Source organism: Microbispora sp. H10836, assembly GCF_012999525.1.
GTDB lineage: Bacteria > Actinomycetota > Actinomycetes > Streptosporangiales > Streptosporangiaceae > Microbispora.
In genome coordinates this window covers 307,706-327,152 of record NZ_JABBWU010000003.1, presented here as the reverse complement: position 1 = coordinate 327,152, position 19,447 = coordinate 307,706, and the positions used below count along the sequence as shown (strand labels likewise).

The 19,447-nt window shown below is 69.8% G+C and carries 14 protein-coding genes and 1 tRNA gene; 11 read left to right on the top strand and 4 right to left on the bottom strand.

Annotated features, from left to right (window positions below):
* The first annotated feature begins 348 nt into the window (after positions 1-348).
* Positions 349-3,678: a S8 family serine peptidase gene (locus tag HHX30_RS42570; RefSeq protein WP_169981314.1), complete on the top strand. Its 3,330-nt coding sequence runs from the start codon at positions 349-351 to the stop codon at positions 3,676-3,678.
* Between the two features lie 53 nt (positions 3,679-3,731).
* Here the strand turns inward: HHX30_RS42570 and HHX30_RS08990 are convergent, their stop codons facing one another.
* A complete protein-coding gene (locus HHX30_RS08990; protein ID WP_169981312.1) occupies positions 3,732-5,150 on the bottom strand; it encodes a protein kinase domain-containing protein in 1,419 nt (472 codons plus the stop codon).
* Complete coding sequence (locus tag HHX30_RS08985; protein WP_169981310.1) at positions 5,140-6,528, bottom strand: DUF4407 domain-containing protein; 1,389 nt, start codon at positions 6,526-6,528, stop codon at positions 5,140-5,142. Before HHX30_RS08985 ends, HHX30_RS08990 begins: the two co-directional genes overlap by 11 nt.
* Before the next feature lie 227 nt (positions 6,529-6,755).
* Between HHX30_RS08985 and HHX30_RS08980 the strand changes: the two genes are divergently transcribed.
* The 5 genes from HHX30_RS08980 to HHX30_RS08960 all read left to right on the top strand — a co-directional run bounded on the left by HHX30_RS08980 (position 6,756) and on the right by HHX30_RS08960 (position 13,286).
* A complete protein-coding gene (locus HHX30_RS08980) occupies positions 6,756-8,180 on the top strand; it encodes a hypothetical protein (RefSeq protein ID WP_169981308.1) in 1,425 nt (474 codons plus the stop codon).
* 8 nt (positions 8,181-8,188) lie between these two features.
* A complete protein-coding gene (locus tag HHX30_RS08975) occupies positions 8,189-9,175 on the top strand; it encodes a hypothetical protein (RefSeq protein ID WP_169981306.1) in 987 nt (328 codons plus the stop codon).
* Positions 9,172-11,457: a hypothetical protein gene (locus HHX30_RS08970; protein WP_169981304.1), complete on the top strand. Its 2,286-nt coding sequence runs from the start codon at positions 9,172-9,174 to the stop codon at positions 11,455-11,457. The genes HHX30_RS08975 and HHX30_RS08970 overlap by 4 nt, the downstream gene beginning before the upstream one ends.
* An 87-nt stretch (positions 11,458-11,544) precedes the next feature.
* The gene (locus HHX30_RS08965) at positions 11,545-12,783 is read left to right on the top strand and encodes an erythromycin esterase family protein (RefSeq protein ID WP_211591763.1); all 1,239 of its coding nucleotides are present in this window, start codon (positions 11,545-11,547) and stop codon (positions 12,781-12,783) included.
* 8 nt (positions 12,784-12,791) lie between these two features.
* Positions 12,792-13,286: an AAA family ATPase gene (locus tag HHX30_RS08960; RefSeq protein WP_169981302.1), complete on the top strand. Its 495-nt coding sequence runs from the start codon at positions 12,792-12,794 to the stop codon at positions 13,284-13,286.
* A 5-nt stretch (positions 13,287-13,291) separates the two neighbouring features.
* Here HHX30_RS08960 and HHX30_RS08955 read toward each other — a convergent pair whose 3' ends face one another.
* A complete protein-coding gene (locus HHX30_RS08955) occupies positions 13,292-13,660 on the bottom strand; it encodes a VOC family protein (protein WP_169981300.1) in 369 nt (122 codons plus the stop codon).
* Positions 13,661-14,026: 366 nt separating this feature from the next.
* Here HHX30_RS08955 and HHX30_RS08950 point away from each other — a divergent pair, with 366 nt between their 5' ends.
* Positions 14,027-14,422 (top strand): SCO4402 family protein, encoded by a 396-nt coding sequence (locus HHX30_RS08950; protein WP_169981298.1) that lies wholly within the window; start codon positions 14,027-14,029, stop codon positions 14,420-14,422.
* Positions 14,423-14,653: 231 nt separating this feature from the next.
* Here HHX30_RS08950 and HHX30_RS08945 read toward each other — a convergent pair.
* Positions 14,654-14,738 (bottom strand) — tRNA-Tyr (locus HHX30_RS08945).
* A gap of 157 nt (positions 14,739-14,895) precedes the next feature.
* On the opposite strand from HHX30_RS08945, the gene HHX30_RS08940 reads away from it, so the two are divergent.
* The 4 genes from HHX30_RS08940 to HHX30_RS08925 all read left to right on the top strand — a co-directional run bounded on the left by HHX30_RS08940 (position 14,896) and on the right by HHX30_RS08925 (position 19,442).
* Positions 14,896-15,375: a GNAT family N-acetyltransferase gene (locus HHX30_RS08940; protein ID WP_311922219.1), complete on the top strand. Its 480-nt coding sequence runs from the start codon at positions 14,896-14,898 to the stop codon at positions 15,373-15,375.
* A 54-nt stretch (positions 15,376-15,429) separates the two neighbouring features.
* On the top strand, positions 15,430-15,921 hold the full coding sequence (locus HHX30_RS08935) for a YajQ family cyclic di-GMP-binding protein (protein WP_169981296.1): 492 nt from the start codon (positions 15,430-15,432) through the stop codon (positions 15,919-15,921).
* Between the two features lie 153 nt (positions 15,922-16,074).
* A complete protein-coding gene (locus HHX30_RS08930) occupies positions 16,075-18,624 on the top strand; it encodes an MFS transporter (protein ID WP_211591762.1) in 2,550 nt (849 codons plus the stop codon).
* A complete protein-coding gene (locus tag HHX30_RS08925) occupies positions 18,621-19,442 on the top strand; it encodes a YceI family protein (protein ID WP_169981294.1) in 822 nt (273 codons plus the stop codon). Before HHX30_RS08930 ends, HHX30_RS08925 begins: the two co-directional genes overlap by 4 nt.
* Positions 19,443-19,447: the final 5 nt, after the last annotated feature.

Genomic DNA, 19,447 nt, shown 5'->3' with positions numbered 1-19,447 from the left:
GGCTCGCACAAGAAGATCATTGAGCTCATCGAGCGGTTCGGGCACTGGCTCGTCCCCGTCGTCTTCATCGCGATCGGCACGGCGATCGTGCTCGAATCCGGCGCCATCGGCCGCCTCTTCTCGCAGTAGGCCGTGTCATCAGCAAAGAGCGCCAAATATCCCTTCATGGAACGATCTAGCCGGAAAAACGATCGCTAGTTAAACTCCGAGTCAGCTTCGGCCGCCCGTCTCGGGTGGCCGTTCGCCCGTCGCCCAACGGGGAGGGCCCGTGCCCTCCCATGCCCGGGGGGCGGCGCGGCTCCTCCACGCCCTGGGCGGCGGGGCCTCACAGGTCTCCATGGAGGTGTCGTGTCGAGGAAGCCCCCACCTGCCTACTTACGGACCACAGCGGTCGTCGCCGGCCTCGGCCTCGTGACGGCGATCATCCCGGCGGCCTCCGCCGCCGCCGACCCCAGCCCCACCCCGTCGCGGTCGTGGAGTGCCACCGCCGTGACGGGCGCCGAGCGCGTCCAGGGCGCCAAGTCCCCCAGCGGCCGGCTCGCCAAGAGCGACCCCGCGCTGCTCGCCTCGCAGTCGCCGGAGCGGACGAGCGTCGTCGTCAAGCTCGACTACGACTCGCTCGCGGCCTACAAGGGCGGCCTGCCGGGCCTGCCCGGCACCAGCCCGTCGGTCACCGGCAGAGCGCTCAACCTGAAGAGCGGTGACGCGGCGAAATACCAGAAGCACATCGAGAGCGTCGAGAACACCTTCCTCAGCGAACTCGGCGACAAGATCCCCGGCGCCAGGGCCGGGCAGAAGCTCCGCACGGTCTACGGCGGCGTCGCCCTGACGCTTCCCGCCAACAAGGCCGCCGACCTGCTGAAGCTGCCCGGTGTGGCCGCCGTGCAGGAGGACAGGCGGGAGCAGCCCCTCACCGACTCCAGCCCGGAGTTCATCGGCGCGACCACCGTCTACAACCGGCTCGGCGGCGCGAAGTCGTCGGGCAAGGGCGTCATCGTCGGCATCCTCGACACCGGCGCGTGGCCGGAGCATCCGTCGTTCGCCGACCCCGGAACGCTTCCGGCTCCCCCGCCGAGGGCGGACGGCACCGCGCGTACGTGCGACTTCGGCGACAACCCGCTGACGCCGGCGGCCGACCCCTTCCGGTGCAACAACAAGCTGATCTCCGGCCAGCCGTTCCTGGAGACGTACAACGCGATCGTGGGCGGGGAGGTGTACGGGGACAGCGCCCGTGACTCCAACGGCCACGGGACGCACACCGCCACCACGTCGGCGGGCGGGCCGGTCGACCACGCCGACCCGCTCGGCATCGACCGCGGCGCGATCCACGGCATCGCGCCCGCGGCGCACGTCGCGGTCTACAAGGTCTGCGGCGCGGAGGGCTGCTACCAGTCCGACTCGGCGGCCGCGGTCGCGCAGGCCATCGCCGACGGCGTGCGGGTCATCAACTTCTCGGTCGGCGGCGGCTCCGACCCCTACAGCGACCCGGTCGAGCTCGCGTTCCTCGACGCGTACGCCGCAGGCGTGTTCGTGTCGGCCTCGGCGGGCAACTCGGGGCCGGGCGCGGCGACGACGGACCACCGCGGACCGTGGGTGACCACCGTGGCGGCCTCGACGCAGAGCCGCACCTTCCAGTCGACGATCACGCTGACCGGCGGGCCGTCGATCAAGGGTGCGTCGATCACAGCGGGCGTCTCCTCGCCGCTGCCCGTGGTGCTCGCGTCGGCCCCGCCGTACAACGACCCGTTGTGCGTCAACCCGGCGCCTCCGGGGCTGTTCGCCGGGAAGATCGTCGCCTGCGAGCGCGGCCCGAACCGGGTGCTCAAGGGATTCGCCGTCAAGCAGGGTGGCGCCGCGGGAATGATCCTGTACAACTCCACCCCGCTCGACGTCATGACCGACAACCACTGGCTGCCGACGGTCCACATCGACAAGCCGGAGACCGACGTGCTGCTGGCCTGGCTGAGCTCGCACCCGGGCGGCACGGCGAGCTTCACCCAGGGTGAGAAGGCCACCTGGCAGGGCGACGCGATGACGACGTTCTCCTCGCGCGGCCCGGGCGGCGACTTCCTCAAGCCCGACGTCACCGCGCCCGGCCTGCACATCCTGGCGGGCACCACCCCGACCCCCGAGTCGCCGCTGGAAGGTCCCCCGGGCAACCTGTACCAGGTGATCGCCGGCACCTCGATGTCGTCGCCGCACGTCGCGGGCGCGGGAGCGCTCGTGTTCGCGCTGCACCCCGACTGGACGCCCGGCCAGGTCAAGTCGGCCCTGGAGACCACCGCGACGACGAAGGTCACCAAGCAGGACCGCAGCACCCCGGCCGACCCGTTCGACTACGGCGGCGGCCGCATCGACCTGAGCAAGGCGGGCGACGCGGGCCTGACCCTCGACGAGACCGCGGCCAACTACGCCGCCTCGGCCGCCGACCCGCTGAACCGCATCGACCTCAACCTGCCGTCGGTCAACGCGCCCGTCATGCCGGGCGTAATCACCGCCAAGCGCACCCTCGTCAACGCCACCGGCAAGACGCTGATCTACACCGCGTCGGGCACCACCGTCAGCGGGGCGAACATCACGGTGCTGCCGCCGCTGTTCACGGTGAAGCCGGGCAAGAGCCAGAAGATCACCGTTGTGATCACCGCGCCCGACCTGCCCGACGGGCAGTACTTCGGCCAGGTGAACCTCAAGCAGGTCGGCGGCAACCGGGAGCAGCACCTGCCGGTGGCCTTCTACCGGCAGGAGGGCGCCGTGCCGATCGACCAGACCTGCACGCCGAGCACCATCGCCAGGAACACCGGCGAGTCCACCTGCACGGTCACGGTCCAGAACAACACCCTGGAGAACACCGACGTCACCGCGCTGAGCACGCTGGACGCGAAGCTGCGGCTCACCGGTGTGACCGGCGCGACCAAGGTCGGCACCCAGATCGTGACGGCCAGGAGCACGCTCGCGGGCAGGCAGCCGGACAAGCCGACCATCGCACCCGGCGTGGGCCCGGCGGGCTACCTGCCGCTGTCGGCCTTCGGCATCGCCCCGACCCCCATCGGCGACGAGGAGGCGCTGAACTTCACCGTCCCGGCGTTCACCTACGCCGGCCGTACGTTCAACAGGATCGGCGTCGTCTCCAACGGCTACACGGTCGCGGGCGGCACGAACGGCGCGGCGGACATCCAGTTCGCACCGCAGACGCTGCCCGACACGGCCCCGCCGAACGGCGTGCTCGCGTCGTACTGGACCGACCTGAACGGCACAGGGGCGCCGGGCGTCTACGTCGCCACCCTGACCGACGGCGTGAACAGGTGGCTCGTCGTCGAATGGCAGGTCAACCTGTACGGCACGAACAGCCGCAAGGTCTTCCAGCAGTGGATCGGGCTGGGCGGCGCCGAGGACATCTCGTACGCCTACGACCCGGCCAACCTACCGGGTGACCCGGGGGCGGACTACGGCCTGACCGTCGGCGCCGAGAACGCGGAAGGCAACGCCGGCAGCCAGATCAGCGGCCCGCCGACGCAGGACTACCGGATCACCAGCACGCCGGGCGCCCCCGGCGGCACGCTCAGCTACTCCTTCACGGTCAAGGGCGTGTCCTCGGGCACCGGCACCGTCACGACCGGCACCTCCACCCCCCAGGTGAAGGGCATCACGGTCGAAGTCGACAAGATCACCGTTCAGTAGGGATTCCCGGGGCCCGGCGGACAGCGAAGTCCGCCGGGCCCTCGTCCGCGGGTTCAGCCGGCGGTGGCGATCTGGGCGCGTACGGCGGGGCTGAGCCCGGCCAGAAGGCGCTCGGCGCGGCCGTCCGTGGTCGCCCGGAGCAGGGCCGCGGTGACAGGCGGGGGCACGTACTCCAGCACCTGCCGGGCCCGCCGGGTCGTCATCGCCTCGACCAGCCGGACCGCGGCGGGCGTGACGCCGAGCGCGTTGAGGATGTCCGCGGCGACCCGATCGGCCACGTCCGCCAGGATGCTCGCGCCCCGGCTCGCCGGCATCTGCCGCAGCAGCGCGGCCGCTCCCGCCGCGGTCATGTGACCGATCACCCGCCCTGCCTGGCCGGGCGGCAGCAGGGCCAGCACCTCGGCCGCCCGGGAGGGATCGTCCGCCATGGCGTCCAACGCCTGTCCGGCCGCACCGGGCGGCATCGCGGCCAGCGCCGCGGCGGCGCTGTGCGGAGAAAAGCTGTGCGGAGAAGAGCTGCGCGGAGAAGAGCTGCGCGGCGGCACGCGCGGTGACGACGGCGGCGGCTGCTGCGGTGTCTGTGGCGATGAGTGTGGCGATGAGTGTGGCGGTGAGTGTGGCGGCCGCCTCGGCGGCGTGGACCGCGGCGGCGCGAGGATCGCCGCCAACCGGCGGTCGAGTTCGGCCGCCCCCATCCGGAGGCCGGGGTCCTTCCTGAGCAGCCCGGCGATCACGTCGTACAACGGCCCGGGGCGGCGAGGCCGCGGAAGTCCTTCGCTGCAGACGGCGTGCACGGTCGCGTAGGGGTTGTCCCGCCGGAAGGGCGAGTAGCCTTCCAGCGCGCAGAAGAACGTGACTCCGAGCGACCACAGATCGGCGGCCGGTCCCACCGCTCGCCCGTCGACCCGCTCCGGCGCCATGAACTCCGTGGTGCCGAGCAGGGTGCTGCGCGAGGTGAGCCCGCTCTCGCCGACGATGTGGGCGATGCCGAAGTCGACCAGAACCGCCCGGCCGTCATGCCCCACGACGATGTTGGCCGGCTTGACGTCGCGGTGCAGCACGTGCGCGGCGTGCGCGGCCGTCAGCCCGGCCAGCACCTCGCGTCCCATGGTGGCGATCTCACCCTCGGACAACCGCCGCCGCCGCATCAAGTCGTCCAGGGAGCCGCCCTCGACGTAGACCATGACGATCCACGGCGAGCCGCCCTCCTCGAAGACGTCGTAGATCCCGGCGATCGCGGGATGCCTGATCCGGGCCAGGGATCGAGCCTCCCGCAGAGCCCTCGCCCGCTGGACCTCGATCCCCTCCCCGTACGGCGTCAGGGCGATTTCCTTGAGCGCGACGAGCCGGCCGAGCATCCTGTCCTTCGCGAGCCAGACCGTGCCCATGCCGCCACGGCCAAGCTGGGACCTCAGCTCGTAACGGTCTCTGATCATCCGCCCGGGGCTCGCCATGGGAGCGTCAGTCGTCATCGGGCAGCAGCTCGACTCCCCCGTGGCGCTCGACGCCGGTCCGCGGCACCCGCATGGTCCTGTCGTCCGGCATCCGTCTCAGCTCCTGGTCCTCCAGCGAGTCGTACACGTCGGTCTCGCCGACGGTCTCCGCGCGGGTGCCGGTCGGGCCCGCCGGGTACGGCGCGCCGCCCTCGGGAATGGTCACGACCGGCTGGGGGCCCGTTTCGCCCGTACGGGACCAGATGCGCCAGACGTCCTGGGAGCGGGCCGAGGGCGGGACGGAGGTCCCCGGACCGGACGTGCCGGACGAGGCGAAAGTGCCCCGCGCGTCCCGGAACTCGTGCTTCTCGGCCAGCGCGAGGACCTTCTCGTAGTTGCCCGGCCGCTGCATCAGCTTGACCGCGATCGGCAGGCACTCGATGAGCAGGAACAACAGGAACAGCAGCAGGCGGGTGACGCTGAGGCTGGCGTCCTTGCCGGTCACCTCGTTGAGCGCCTGGATGCGGATGAGCAGGCCGTTGGTCGCCATGTTCTCCGCGTCGAAGGACGCCTGGAGGTCCGCCTGCCGTTTGATCCCCGCGTCGAGCTGCGCCTTCGCCTTGGGCAGGGCCTCCTGCGCGCTGGCGAGGCGGGCCTGCTTGGCCTCCTCGCTACTCGCGCTCAACTCCCGCTTGCGGTTCTCGATCTGCCGGTTGATCAGGTCGATCCGCCGCTTGTCCTTCTCGTACGCGCGCCGGCTGTCCTGTGCGAGAGGCCCGTCGCCCTTCTTCGGGCACGAGGGCCCTCCGTACAACTGGCACTGCCACTCGTCGTAGTGCTTGTCGGCCAGTTTCTGCTGTCTGGCGCGCTCGACGGTCAACGCCTTGACGCCAGGGTCCTGCTCGGTGTCGATGGGCACGTCGCCACCGGAGGAAATGACCTTCTCCAGATCCGCCACCTCCTTGCGGAGTTGGCCGACGTCCTTGCCGACGTTGCCCTGCTGCTGCTGCGCGACGAACACGTCCGCACGTCGCTGCTTGATTTGCACGATTTGAGCATCTATCTCGGACCGGAAAATCTGCAGCACCAATGGCGTGGAGATGACGAAACCGAGCAGGAGTGCCATGAGAACGCGCGGTACGGCCAGCGGCCAGCGGCGCGGGGCGTCCGCCCGCATCGTGGTGACCAGCCAGCGGTCGAGGCTCAGGATCATCAGGCCCCAGACAAGCGCCGCGATGACCGCCAGGACGACGTTGACGCCCAGGGCGCTGTTCAGGGCGAACGTCATCGAGACGACCGCGAGGACGGCCGTCGTGAGCACGGCGCCACCGATGCCCTCGAACTTCCCGTACTCCGTCGGGCACCGTTCGAGCACCTCCGGCCGCGCTCCGGACAGCGCAATCAGAAACCGTCTCATGTTTCTCCTCGCCTACGCGGCCCCACCTGGAGCGCCATATTGCGACGTGGCATAACGCACGCGACGCGGGCTATCGTAGATCCCGGTCGTGAGATTGCGGGAAACTGACAATGATTCGACGCAACGACACAACAAGAAGCCTAGCGTTATGACAAGTCGTCTCTTCGTAGTTGTGGACTTGACATAAAGGGACGTGGGCGACGAATAGGACGATAACCGGAGGATTCGTGCCAGAGCCCGACAAGGCTCTGCTTCGCAAGGCCGTCGCCCGGGCCGTTGCGGGGCTCACCGCCACCGGCCGCCTCACGATCGTCGAGGTCGCAGCCGACGCGATGACCGTCTTCCGGATCCACCGGGACGACAACGGCAGGCCTCGCTGCCACTACTGGTCGCTGTCGTGGGGCGACCTGACCTCCGAGCACGGGTGGGGGGACGAGTCCCCTCGGCAGGCAGTGCTCCGGGCCGCCGACCTGCCGTCCGCCGACGAGGTCGTCCTCGTCTGCTCGTTTCCGGACGGCGCGGAGGCGAGCCGGGTGCTCGGCTGGCTGAGCGAGGAGCGGCCCGCCGCCGTCCACCCCGTCGACGGGCCGGTCACCGCGATCGTCGAGGACGTCCTGGCCTCCGACCCGCTGTCTCGGTCGTACGACCTGGTCGTGATGCGTGCCGACCACCCGAGCGGGCGACTGCGGCTGGGGAGCAAGCAGCTGTTCCCGATCGGCGCCGTCCCCGGCACCCGGGCCGAGGTGACCGTCCGCTGCGAGCCCGGCGACGAGTACGGCACCGCGTTCGCCGTGGTCACCTGGCAGGGCCGGGAGCCCCGGCTGCTGTCGGTGCACAGCGCCAGGCTCGCCCCCGGGCGTTACCTGCTGACGGCCGAGCTGATGCGGCCGGGAAAGGTGCGGTTCACCGGCCTGGGCGAGCTGACCCGTGACCCGCGCGACTGGAGCGACCTCGTCGCCGCGGCGCCGTCACAGCTGCCGCCCCGGACCGGGCCGGCGCATCTGATCTGCGCGGTGGAGGTGTGCGGGCCCGACGCCAAGGTGGAGGAGCGACTGAGCCGGGTGCGCCAGGTGGTCAGTTTCCTGTCCGCCGAGCTCGCCGGCCTCCTACGGGTCTCCCTCGTGGCGTACGGCGCGCACTCCTACGACGACCGGTCGCAAGGAGAGCATCCGGTGGAGGTCGCCGCCTGGCAGGTCGCGCCCGAGCACGCCCTGGCCGCTCTGGAGCCGCTGGAGGAGCGCGGCGCGATCACCGAGGGCTATCCCTACTACCCGCACGCCGCCCAGCTGGAGGACATGCTGGACGCCGTGGCCCGTCGGCTCTCGACGTCGGAGCACATGCGCACGGTCCTGCTCACAGTCGGCGACCGCCCGCCGCATCCGGTGCGCGCGAACCGGTCGTTGATCCTGCCCTGCCCGCACCCGCATGACTGGCAGTCACTCCTGAGTCGCGTCCAGCGCCGGCCGGACACCCTGCTCGCCGCGATCTGCGACCGCCGGGACGCCTCCGCGCACCCGGCCTGGCGTCAGCTCGGCGCGGACGCCGTCGCGCATCTCGACGCCCTCGACATCCGGGGGCTGGCCACCGATCTGGGGCTGAGTGCGCCCGCCGCCCTCCCCATCCCGTTCCCCCTCCTCGACGAGACGGAGTGAGACCAGGCATGCAGTCCGATCCGGCGCCGGGACCACCGGCACACGACATCGCCATGTGGGGCGCCCCCGGCAGTGGCAAGACCACGCTTCTGGCCGCCCTGAACATCGCGCTGATGCGACGGAGGGACGACTGGAAGATCATCGGCTCCGACGCCGCCTCGTCCGACTACCTCATCGAGAGAACGAACGCGCTGTCGAGCGGGAGAGTCTTTCCCGAGGCGAGCCAGAGCCTGGAGCACTACCGCTGGACGCTGGTCGGGCCGACCGAGCGGCACAAGCGCCGATGGTGGCGCAGGCTCCGGCCCGCCCCGCCGCTGAAGATCGGCATCAGCATGGTCGACGCGCCCGGGGGTCTGTTCAGCGCGGCCCCCCTCCGTACGGGGAACGGCTCGGGGGGCGTCGACGACCCGCGACGACGCCTGATGGACAACCTGGTGAAGAGCCGGGGCCTGGTCTTCCTTTTCGACCCCATCCGGGAGTTCGAGCTCGGTGACGCCTTCAATCACCTGCACCCGCCGCTCACCCGCCTGGCCGAGAAGATGCTGGAGACCGGCGAACTCCGGGACGGGAAGCTTCCCCATCACGTCGCCGTCTGCATCACCAAGTTCGACGACCCCCGCGTGCTCGAGACCGCGGAGAAACTGAACCTGCTCGACCCCGCGCCGGACGACGAGTACGGATTTCCCCGCGTGAGCAGCGAGGACGCCCGGGACCTGTTCCGGGCACTGTGCGAGGTGTCCGCGAGCGGCAACGCGGACATGGTCGTCAACGCCCTGGACCAGTTCTTCGACCGCACCCGCGTCGAATTCTTCGTCACCTCGTCGATCGGCTTCTTCGTACGGCCGCAGACCAAGACGTTCGACTGGCACGACTACCAGAACCTGCTGCCCGAGGCGGGCAAGGACCTGCGCATCCGAGGACAGGTCCATCCCATCAACGTCGTCGAGCCCATGCTGTGGCTCGGGCAGCGCCTCGCCTCCGGCGGCTCCCGGTGATCGGATTCGAGTGGGCGCTGGAGGGCAAGCGACCCGGCAGCTATGACGAATACGGTCTACTGAACTGGAGCGATGGACGACTCGATCACGAGGTGTTCGAGAAGCTCAGGGACCGTTACACCGCGGGCACCGCCGTCGACCTGCCGCAGGTGACGATCGGGACCGCGAAGATCAGCGAGAACGGGGAAATTTCCCACTATGTGGTCCTGGCGATCCGGGAATGGTCCGGTCACCACGACTTCGCCAACCGCAGGATCGCCTACACCCGCTGGTTCTACGTGCCGTACGAGCAGCTCGTCGATCGGCCCGTGTCGTACACGGCGCTCTACACGGCCTTCGCCGCGTTGCCGCTGGAGCCGCGGCCTCCGCTGACCGTCGACGTGCCCCCGTACGACCCGGAGGCGGTCTCTCCCGGGCCGGACGCGCTCTCGGCGGCGGCGCTGCTGCTGAACGGCCGGCCGGTGTGCGTGGTGGGCGCCGACGCCGTCCCCATGATCGACCGGCTGCGGTTCGTGGACACCGTCGCGGCGCTGCTGCCGTACGGGACGCGGACCAGGTTCACCGCCGCCACCTGGACCAGCAGCACGAGCGAGCACACCATCAAGCTGTCGTTCGCGCGGTACGCCCCCGAGGGAGGGCAGACGGTGGTCTGGGGACACGCGGCCGAGAGCCTCCGCGACCAGACGGCCTCGAAACTCTGCTACCAGTTCTACACACGGTCCGACGTCCCCATGGCGACGATGGTCGCACGGCTCGCCCGCGACACCGAGCCGCTGTCGATCGAGAAGGACCGGCCCAAGGTGCTCCAACTGGTCGAACTGTCCGGCAGCGCGGTGCCCGAGATCGAACCCGTGCCGGATCACTCCCCGCCTGGCGCCCTTCCCGCCCTGTCCGCGGGTCCCGCGGACACGACGGTGGCGTACCGAAACGGCGCGGGGAACCCCTTCACCGAGGCGCTGGCCGACGCGCTCATGTACGCCAAGGACGTCCGTGGCGCGGTCGAGGAACTGGCTCGCACGGGCACGAACCCCACGGCGCGGCAGCACCTCCAGCGGGCCCTGCTCCAGCGCAACTGCTTCCGCAGCGTGATCGATGCCCGTAGTGACGCGAGCGTCCTCTACGCACGGCTCGTGGACGCGGCCTTTCCTCCCGAGGACATGGGGAGGCAGTCCACCCAGGACGTCGCCGACGCCCTCGTCTGCTCACCCAGCACACCCGAGATCGTCCGGCGGATGCTCACCTCTCTCATGGGCGAGCCACCGGCCGAGCGCCGGTGGACCTGGCGGACTCTGAACCGGCGAGCGCGTCTGGCGGTGACCCTGGGGGGAACGGCCGTGCTCGTCGTGGTGTCCGTCGTGGCCGTCTTCCTGACTCTGGGCGACGCCGGCGGATCCTCCCCGGAGAAGTCCTCCCCTCCGCCGGTGGCGGTGGTCGTTCAGGCGCCCGCGGACCAGCAGTACGCCGCCGAGGCCTTCGCCGAGATGCTCCGCCGCGACGGCTACGCCCCGGCCGTCGAGACCCTCGATCCCGCGACCTTCACGCCGCGCGCCGACGTGCCGGCCGTGACGATCGCCTACGACCTCGACGTCCTCCGGGCGATCAGCGGCGGCCGGTACTCCGGCGGGGACGTGCGGGGGGAACTGCAGGCGTTGGGCCTCAGCGAACTGGCGGACCTGGGGGTGACCGACCCCGACGTCCTGCTCGTCAGGGACGACATCAAGCCCTCGAGGTTCCTCGACCATCCCGCGAAGGGCGACGAGATCCTCATTCGCGACACCCTCGGCGCGGAGCAGCTGAGTGCGCTGCATGATCACGGCGTCCTGCTGCGCCCCGAGTCTGCCCAGGACATCACGCGTCGGCTCGCGGAGCACTCCGCCGACGCCGCGATCGTTCCCGAGAGCGTGAGCGCTTTCGAGGGCTACCAGCGCCTTGATCCAGGGCAGCTGCCGCTGCCGCGGCGCAGGCTGGTCGTGCTCGTCAACAACGCGGCGGGCGATGGGATGCGGCAGGACCTGCTCCAGGTCACCCAGAGAGCGGACCTCGTGCATGCCCCCCAGGGCGACCTCAGGGCGGCCGCGAAGACCCTCATCGACACGATCGCTCCGGTGGTGGAACCGGCGACCCTCGAAGAGCCGGCGGAAGGCAGCCGGTCCTTCCCGTACGCCCTCTTCTTCGTGGTGGTCGCCATCGCCTTCGTGGGGGTGGTGCTGTGGATGTGGCGCCCCGCCCGGCTCGGCGGCCACCCCCTCAGCTCGAAGCCGTCCAGGAGAGGCAGCAGATGACCGACCGCGATGGGCCCGCAGGCTACGGCATCCGGGGTATGCGGGAGGACGACGCCGCGCAGGTCTCTGACCATCCTCCAACCGACCGTGGGGAGGCTTCAGATCATCGATGACGAGGTGGCGGAGTGGCTCTCGTCGCGAGCGATACCGCTGAACGGCCTGAAACCGGGCGTCGGGACCGCCGACCTGGCGCCGTTCCGCGCCGCACTGGACGGGGTACGGGTGGTGGGAGTCGGCGAGGCCACCCATGGCAGCCGGGAGTTCTTCCTGATCAGGCACCGACTGCTGGAGTTCCTGGTCGAGGAGCTGGGCTTCACGACACTCGCGGTGGAGGCCAGCGCCTCGGCGTCCCGAGCCGTGGACGACTACGTGCGGGGCGGCTCCGGTGATCCCGTTGAAGCGCTCGCAGGCCTGGGCTTCTGGACGTTGCACACCGAGGAGATGCTGGCGGTCGTCCAGTGGCTGCGCGACCACAACCGCACCGCTGCGAAAAAGGTACGGTTCGTGGGGATCGACCCGCAGTATCCGGCGGTCTCGCTGGAGGCCCTGCGTACCCACCTCGGCGACGACGCGCCGGACCTGTTGGACCCCCTCGCTCCCCTCGCCGGCAAGCGCCTGGGTGTCGGCCCACCGCTGGACCGGCGAATCGAAGCCGGCGCCCGCCGTGTGGAGGACTTCCTGACCGGCCGGGCCGCCGGCCCCGAATGGAATGAGGCGCTGGCGCACGCGCGAATCGTGCGGCAGAGTGCCGATCTCGCGAGCCGGCCGTTCCGGCATCCGGACCCCGCCGAGACCGTGAGCGTCGCCCGCGACCGCTACCTCGCCGACAACCTCGACCTGCTCCTGGCCGACCCGAACGCCAAGATCGCTCTCCTGGCGCACAACGGCCACATCATGAAGGGCAGCCACAGCGGCGGGTCGGTGCCCACCATGGGCCGGCACCTCGCGCAGCGCCATGGTGAGGCGTACTACGCACTCGGCGTGCTCTTCAGCGAGGGCGAGTTCCGGGCCCGGCGGCCACGATTCGGAAAGGTGGACCCGGCCAGGCCTCCGGTCACCTTCCGCGTTCCACTCGTCCGCAGACCCATGATCGTGGAGAGCTACCTGGCCACCGCCTCCCCGGGCGAGTACGTGATCGACCTGCGGAGCGGGCCACGGCCCGGGGCTGTGGCGAGGTGGCTCGCTGAGCCCCTCCGCATGCGCAGCTACGGCGGCGCGGTGGCGAGGCGCTTCACCTACAAACTCAGCTACATGCCCACCGTGCTCGCCGAGCACTTCGACAGCATCGCCTTCGTGCCCGAGACCACCGCCTCCACGGCTCTGTAAATCCCGACATGAAGACGGCCAAGATATTGATCACCGGAATGTCGGGGACCGGTAAATCGACCGCTCTACAGATCTTGGGCTCGCGAGGGCACCGGGTCGTGGACACGGACTACGGCCATTGGAGCCACTGGGTCACTCTCCCGGACGGGTCGCCGGACTGGGTGTGGCGCGAGGAGGCGATGACTGATCTGCTCGTCGGCCACACGGAGGGCGCCTTGTTCGTGGCCGGCTGTAAGAGTAACCAGGGCAGGTTCTATCCGCTGTTCGACCACGTCGTGTTGCTGAGCGCACCCGCCGAGGTGCTGTTGGCGCGAGTCATGGAGCGGACCAACAATCCGTACGGCAAGCGGCCGGAGGAACGAGACGCGATCCTGGAGAATCTGCGCGTCGTCGAGCCGCTGCTGCGCGCTACCGCGACCATGGAGATCGACGCCAGCGCTCCGATGGAGCATGTCGTCCGGCAGCTCGAGGAGCTGGCCGCGGTGCGGGGGCCACTCGCGTGATCGAATCACCGCGTGGGCGAGCCGACGCGATGCAGAGTTCCGTCAGGGTCGACGTAGGCGAACTCCCGGAGTCCGTATGGAGTGTCGTGAGGCTCGCCGAGGCGGCCGGCGACGTCCGCCGCGGCCCATTCGGCGTACACGGCATCGGCGTCTGAGACATAGATATACACGGCAGCAGCAGTGCGGGCAGGATCGTGCTCATTCCACTCGGTCAGATGGAGCGAGACCGACCCCCGAGCGACGAAGCCATACCTAGGGTCCTCTTCGGATTTCCGCACCGAAAACCCCAGGTGACGGTAACGCTCGAGTGCAGCAGCCAGATCAAGGACGGGGATCACGGGCGCCACCGTCTCGAAGAGAACCCTGCTGTCCATGGCCACCCCTACGGCTGTCGCTATGAGAAGTCGATGCGAGGCTATGCGGTGGCCCTGACAGTTTCACGGATGCGAGGTAATTCCTGGCGCCGCCGGCCGAGGCGGGAGCCGGCGGATCATCCCGCCCACCACACCCAGGCAAGTCCATTGCGCAGCGGAGCGTTCAGTCGTTGTCTCCCTGATCGGAGAAGAGGTGCCGGTGGTCGTAGCCGACGTTGGCGAAAGCCGCACTTAGCCATTGGCGCTTCGCGGGACCTGCCGTCTTCCAGGTCCACTCCAATGCGTGCGAGATCCGCTCAGGGATGTGTCTTGGCATATTTCTCCAGGCTTTCCCTACCAAGTACCGGCTCTCAGTAGCGTGGCGTCGTGCACGAACACGCCTCCGCGGCACGGCGGGTCCAGTGGCCAGAGCGACGTGGAGACGTCCTGAACGCGTTACAAGCCCTCGCCGACCGCGAATATCAAGAGCAACACTGGCGGTCAGGACACGGGTGGCCAGACCTCACTGCCGCCGTTCACTGGCTGATCGACGACACGTTCATCGACCAAGCCGGCGCACGATCACTGATCCCTCAACTCTTCCGGGACGAGCAAGAAGCCGACCGCGTGCAGCTCGTGGTTGACGCCCTCCTTCGCATTCTCGATGACCTTGGACCCACCGCTCCAGACCACGCCTACCTCGACCACCCCGCATGGATCAGCGTCCCGCACGCGGCCGGCGCCGCTCTCCAGGTTCTGTCGCCAGCGAAGGAGAACCCATAACGGCATCCCCGAACGCACCACAAGCAACGACGAGGTGTCGCCCTACCAAACCCCTTGCACATGGGAGCGTCAGGGGGGCGAGGCGTGCGCGTCCGCGCAGGAGCACCCCCGATCGCGTGCCCCGAGATTGCCCTAAGCCGGAGCCGATCACGGGAATCGGGGGTACTCAGGGATCAAGAAACGAAGAAGCCCCCGACCGGCATCTCTGCTGGTCAGGGGCTCTTTTCCTGCTGGTGGCAGGTCCAGGGTTCGAACCTGGGTAGGCTGAGCCGACGGTTTTACAGACCGCTCCCTTTGGCCACTCGGGCAACCTGCCTTGTCTTCCGCTCGCTGCGGCGACAGGTAGAAGAATAGCGGACTTCCCGGGTGCACGTGACATGGGTTCCGGCACGGCCTCCTCACGTGATCACAGCGAGCAGACGGCTCCAGAAAACCGGGAGCGGGCGCGGCAGGCAGGCGGCCATAGTGGGACGGTGATCAGAGAGACTGAGCCGGCCGATCTCGCGGCCCTGGCGGAGATCGAGGCAGCGGCGGACGGGATGTTCGTGCCGCTCGGCATCGTCTTCCCGCCGGGCACCACGGTCATCGAGAGGTGCGACGACCCCGGGCGTGTCATCGTGGCGGGCCGGCCGCCGGTGGGGTTCGCCCTGGTCGGGATGGTCGACGGGCTGACCCACCTCGAACAGATCGCCGTACATCCCGACCACGGCAACCGGGGGATCGGGACCCGGCTCCTCGACGCCGTCTGCGCGGCGGCCACGCGGGCCGGCACCTCCGCGGTGACGCTGACGACGTTCCGCGACGTGCCGTGGAACGCCCCCTGGTACGCCCGGCGCGGCTTCCATGTCGTACGACCTCACGAGTGGGGGCCGGAACTCACCGGGCTCGTCGAGCACGAACGGTCCCTCGGCATAGAGGTGGCGCCCCGCGTCGTCATGCGGAAGGACCTCTGATCACATCCGCGCCCACTAATCTCGAAGGGCAACGGAGAGAGGACACGGACACCGATGGCCGACAGCAGTTTCGACGTGGTGAGCAAGATCGACCGGCAGGAGGTCGACAACGCCCTGAACCAGACGGTCAAGGAGGTCGGGCACCGCTTCGACTTCAAGGGCACCGGCGCGAGCATCTCCTGGTCGGGGCAGAAGGACATCGAGATCAAGGCGAACAGCGAGGAGCGGGCCAACGCGGTCCTCGACGTCTTCAAGGACAAGGTCGTCAAGCGCAACCTGTCCCTCAAGATCCTGGACGCGGGCGAGCCGAAGCTGTCCGGCAAGGAGTACCGCCTGGTGGTGTCCCTCAAGGAGGGCATCGACCAGGAGAACGCCAAGAAGATCTCCAAGCTCATCCGGGACGAGGGCCCGAAGGGCGTGAAGGCGCAGATCCAGGGCGAGGAGCTCCGGGTCAGCTCCAAGAAGAAGGACGACCTCCAGGAGGTGATCTCCTTGCTCAAGGGCAAGGACCTCGACATCGCCCTTCAGTTCGTCAACTACCGGTGATACGCATCACAGCCTGACACGTCGATCAAGGCCCTGACCTGCGGGTTCAGGGCCTTTGTCAGCTCCACCCCATGACCATTTGGTTGCCCGAAGCAACGATCACTCTATGATTGCTTAGGGAAACTAAGTTTGATCGTACGGGGAAGGACTGCGATGGCGAACGCGATGACCAAGGAGACGCCGCCAGGAACGGCGGCCCCGGGAATGACGCACCGGGAGATCCTGGAGGCGCTCTCGGGGCTGCTGCTCGGAATGTTCGTCGCGATCCTGTCGTCGACCGTCGTGGCGAACGCGCTTCCCACCATCATGGTGGAGCTGAAGGCGGACGAGACGACCTACACCTGGGTGATCACCGCGACCCTGCTCGCGGCGACGGTCTCGACGCCGATCTGGGGCAAGCTGGCCGACCTGACGAGCAAGAAGGCGCTCATCCAGATCGGCCTGACCGTGTACGTGATCGGGTCCGTCATCGCCGGCCTGTCGCAGAACCCCACGATGCTGATCTCGGCGCGGGTGGTGCAGGGCCTGGGGGTCGGCGGCCTCACCGCGCTCTCCCAGGTCATCATGGCGGCGATGATCCCGCCGCGGGAGCGGGGGCGCTACTCGGGCTACCTGGGGGCGGTGTTCGCGGTCGCCACGATCGGCGGCCCGCTGATCGGCGGCCTCATCGTGGACACCGACTGGCTCGGCTGGCGCTGGTGCTTCTACGTCGGCGTGCCGTTCGCGATCATCTCGCTCATCGTGCTGCAGAAGACCCTGCACCTGCCCGTGGTCAAGCGCGAGGTGCGCATCGACTGGGGCGGCGCGGTCCTCATCGCCGCCTCGGTCTCGCTGCTGCTGATCTGGGTGTCCTTCGCGGGCAACAAGTACGACTGGCTGTCGTGGCAGACCGGCGCGATGGTCGGCGGGGCCGTCGTGCTCGCGGCGCTGTTCCTCCTGGTCGAGACGAAGGCCAGTGAGCCCATCGTCCCGCTGCGCCTGTTCCGGATGCGGACGGTCAGCCTCTCCGTGGTCGCCAGCGTGCTGGTCGGCGTGGCCATGTTCGGCGCGACGACCTTCCTCAGCCAGTACTTCCAACTCGCCCGCGGTGAGACGCCCACGGTGGCCGGCCTCATGACGCTGCCGATGATCCTCGGCCTGGCGCTCTCCTCGACCGTCTCCGGGCAGATCATCACCCGCAGCGGCCGCTGGAAGGTCTTCCTGGTCTCCGGCACGTTCTTCCTCACCGCCGGCTTCGCGCTCATGGGCACGCTGCGGTACGACACCGACTACTGGATCGTGGCCGTCTTCATGTTCCTCGTCGGCGTGGGCGTGGGCATGAGCCAGCAGAACCTCGTGCTCGCCGTGCAGAACGAGTTGCGGGCGGAGGACCTCGGCGCGGGCAGCTCCGTGGTCGCGTTCTTCCGTTCCCTCGGTGGCGCGATCGGCGTGTCGGCGCTGGGCGCCGTGATGGTCCACCGCGTCAAGAACTACCTGGAGGAGGGCCTGTCGGCGCTGGGCGTCAGCGGGACCGGCGGCGACAGCGGCGCGATCCCCGACCTCGCCGCGATGCCCGCCCCGATCCGCGCCGTCGTCGAGAGCGCGTACGGCCACGGCGTCGGCGACCTGTTCCTCTACGCCGCGCCGGCCGCCTTCCTGGCGCTGATCGCCGTGCTGTTCATCAAGGAGATCCCGCTGCGGACCAGCGCGATCACCGTCCGCGCCGACGCGCGGGAACCCGACGAGACCCTCACCCCCGAGATCTCCCACCAGCGCAACGGCGCCGCGCCCGGACGTCACGCGCAGCGCGACAGGCAGGGGCCGATCACAGCCGGCGCCGAGGTCGCCTCGCCGAACGGCCACGCCCTCACGCAACCCCTGAACGCGCAGCCCTTGAACGCGCAGGTTCTCACCGCCACGCAGGCCCAGCCGTACGCCGCCGTCGCCATGGACACGCACGGCCCTGCCGGCGTGGAGATCCGCGGGTTCGTCAAGGGCCAGGACGGCGTGCCCGTGGGCCGCGCCACGCTCACGCTGATCGACGTGCGCGGCCACCAGCTCGGCCGTACGGTCACCCGGGACGACGGGGGCTACGCGCTCCAGACGCCGGGCGGCGGGACGTACGTGCTGATCGCGTCGGCGGGCGACCGGGAGCCGCAGGTCGCGACGCTGGTCGTGGGCGACCGGCCGGTGGGCTTCGACATGGTGCTCGCGGCCTCGGGCCGGCTCGTCGGCACCGTGCGCGGGACGGACGGTGCGCCGGTCGCCGAGGCGGTGGTCGTCGTGACCGACGTACGCGGCGAGGTCGTGGCCACGAGCGCGACCGACGCCGAGGGCGGCTTCTCCTTCTCCGGCGTCGTGGCCGGCACCTACACGCTCACGGTCAGCGGCGCGGCGTACCGTCCGGCCGCCGTCCCCGTCGAGGTGCTGGGCACCGGCCAGACCCGGCACGACGTCGTGCTGCTGCCCGGCGCGCGGGTGCGCGGCACGGTCCGCGTCAAGGACGGCGTGCCGCTGGCCGAGGCCAGGGTCACGCTGCTCGACGCCGCGGGCAACGTGGTGGGCGTGGCGACCACCGCCGAGGACGGCGAGTACGCCTTCACCGACCTCACCGGCGGGCAGTACACCATCGTCGCCAGCGGCTACCCGCCCGTGGCGAGCACGCTGAACCTGGGCGGCCAGGGCGACGAGCCGTACGACGTGTGGCTGGGACACGAGCGATGAGCATCTCGGAGACGGTCCCCGGGGGGCTGCACGCCATGGTCCGCAGCAAGGACGGCTGGGCCGTCCAGCACGCGGTCGTCACGGTGACGGACACGACCGGCCGCCAGGTGGCGCGGGCGGAGGCGGACGCCGACGGGCAGGTCGCCACCGCCCCGCTGCGGCCGGGCGTGTACACGGTGGTCGCGACCGCGATCGGGTACGCGCCGGCCGCGTCCACCGCGATCGCGACCGCCTCGGGCGCCGCCGAGGCCGGCACGCTGGTGCTGGCCCGGCAGGGCGGCACCGAGCTCCCGCCGCCCGGCGTGTGGACGATCGACGTGGAACACTCGAAGATCTCGGCCACGGCCCGGCATCTCGGTCTCAGCAGCGTGCAGGGGCGGTTCACCGAGTTCTCCGGCCGGATCGACATGGGCGCCGCCCCGGAGGAGTCGTCGGTGGTCGCCGAGATCGTCGCGGCGTCCATCGACACCGGCAGCCGGATGCGCGATGATCACCTGCGGTCCGCGGACTTCCTCGACGTCCCGGTGCACCCGGTGATCACCTACCGGAGCACCGGGCTGTCGCCGGCGGGCCCGGACCGGTGGACGGTACACGGCGTGCTGACGCTGAGCGGCGTCAGCCGCCCGGTCGATCTCGACATGACGTACCTGGGCGCCGGCCCGGACCTGTGGGGCGGGCTGCGGGCGGCCTTCCACGCGGTCACCGAGTTGCGCCGCGAGGACTTCGCGATGACCTACAACCAGGTCGTCCAGGCCGGGATCTCGCTCATCGGCGCGACACTGAAAGTAGAGCTGGACATCCAGGCGGTGCGCGGCTGAACGCC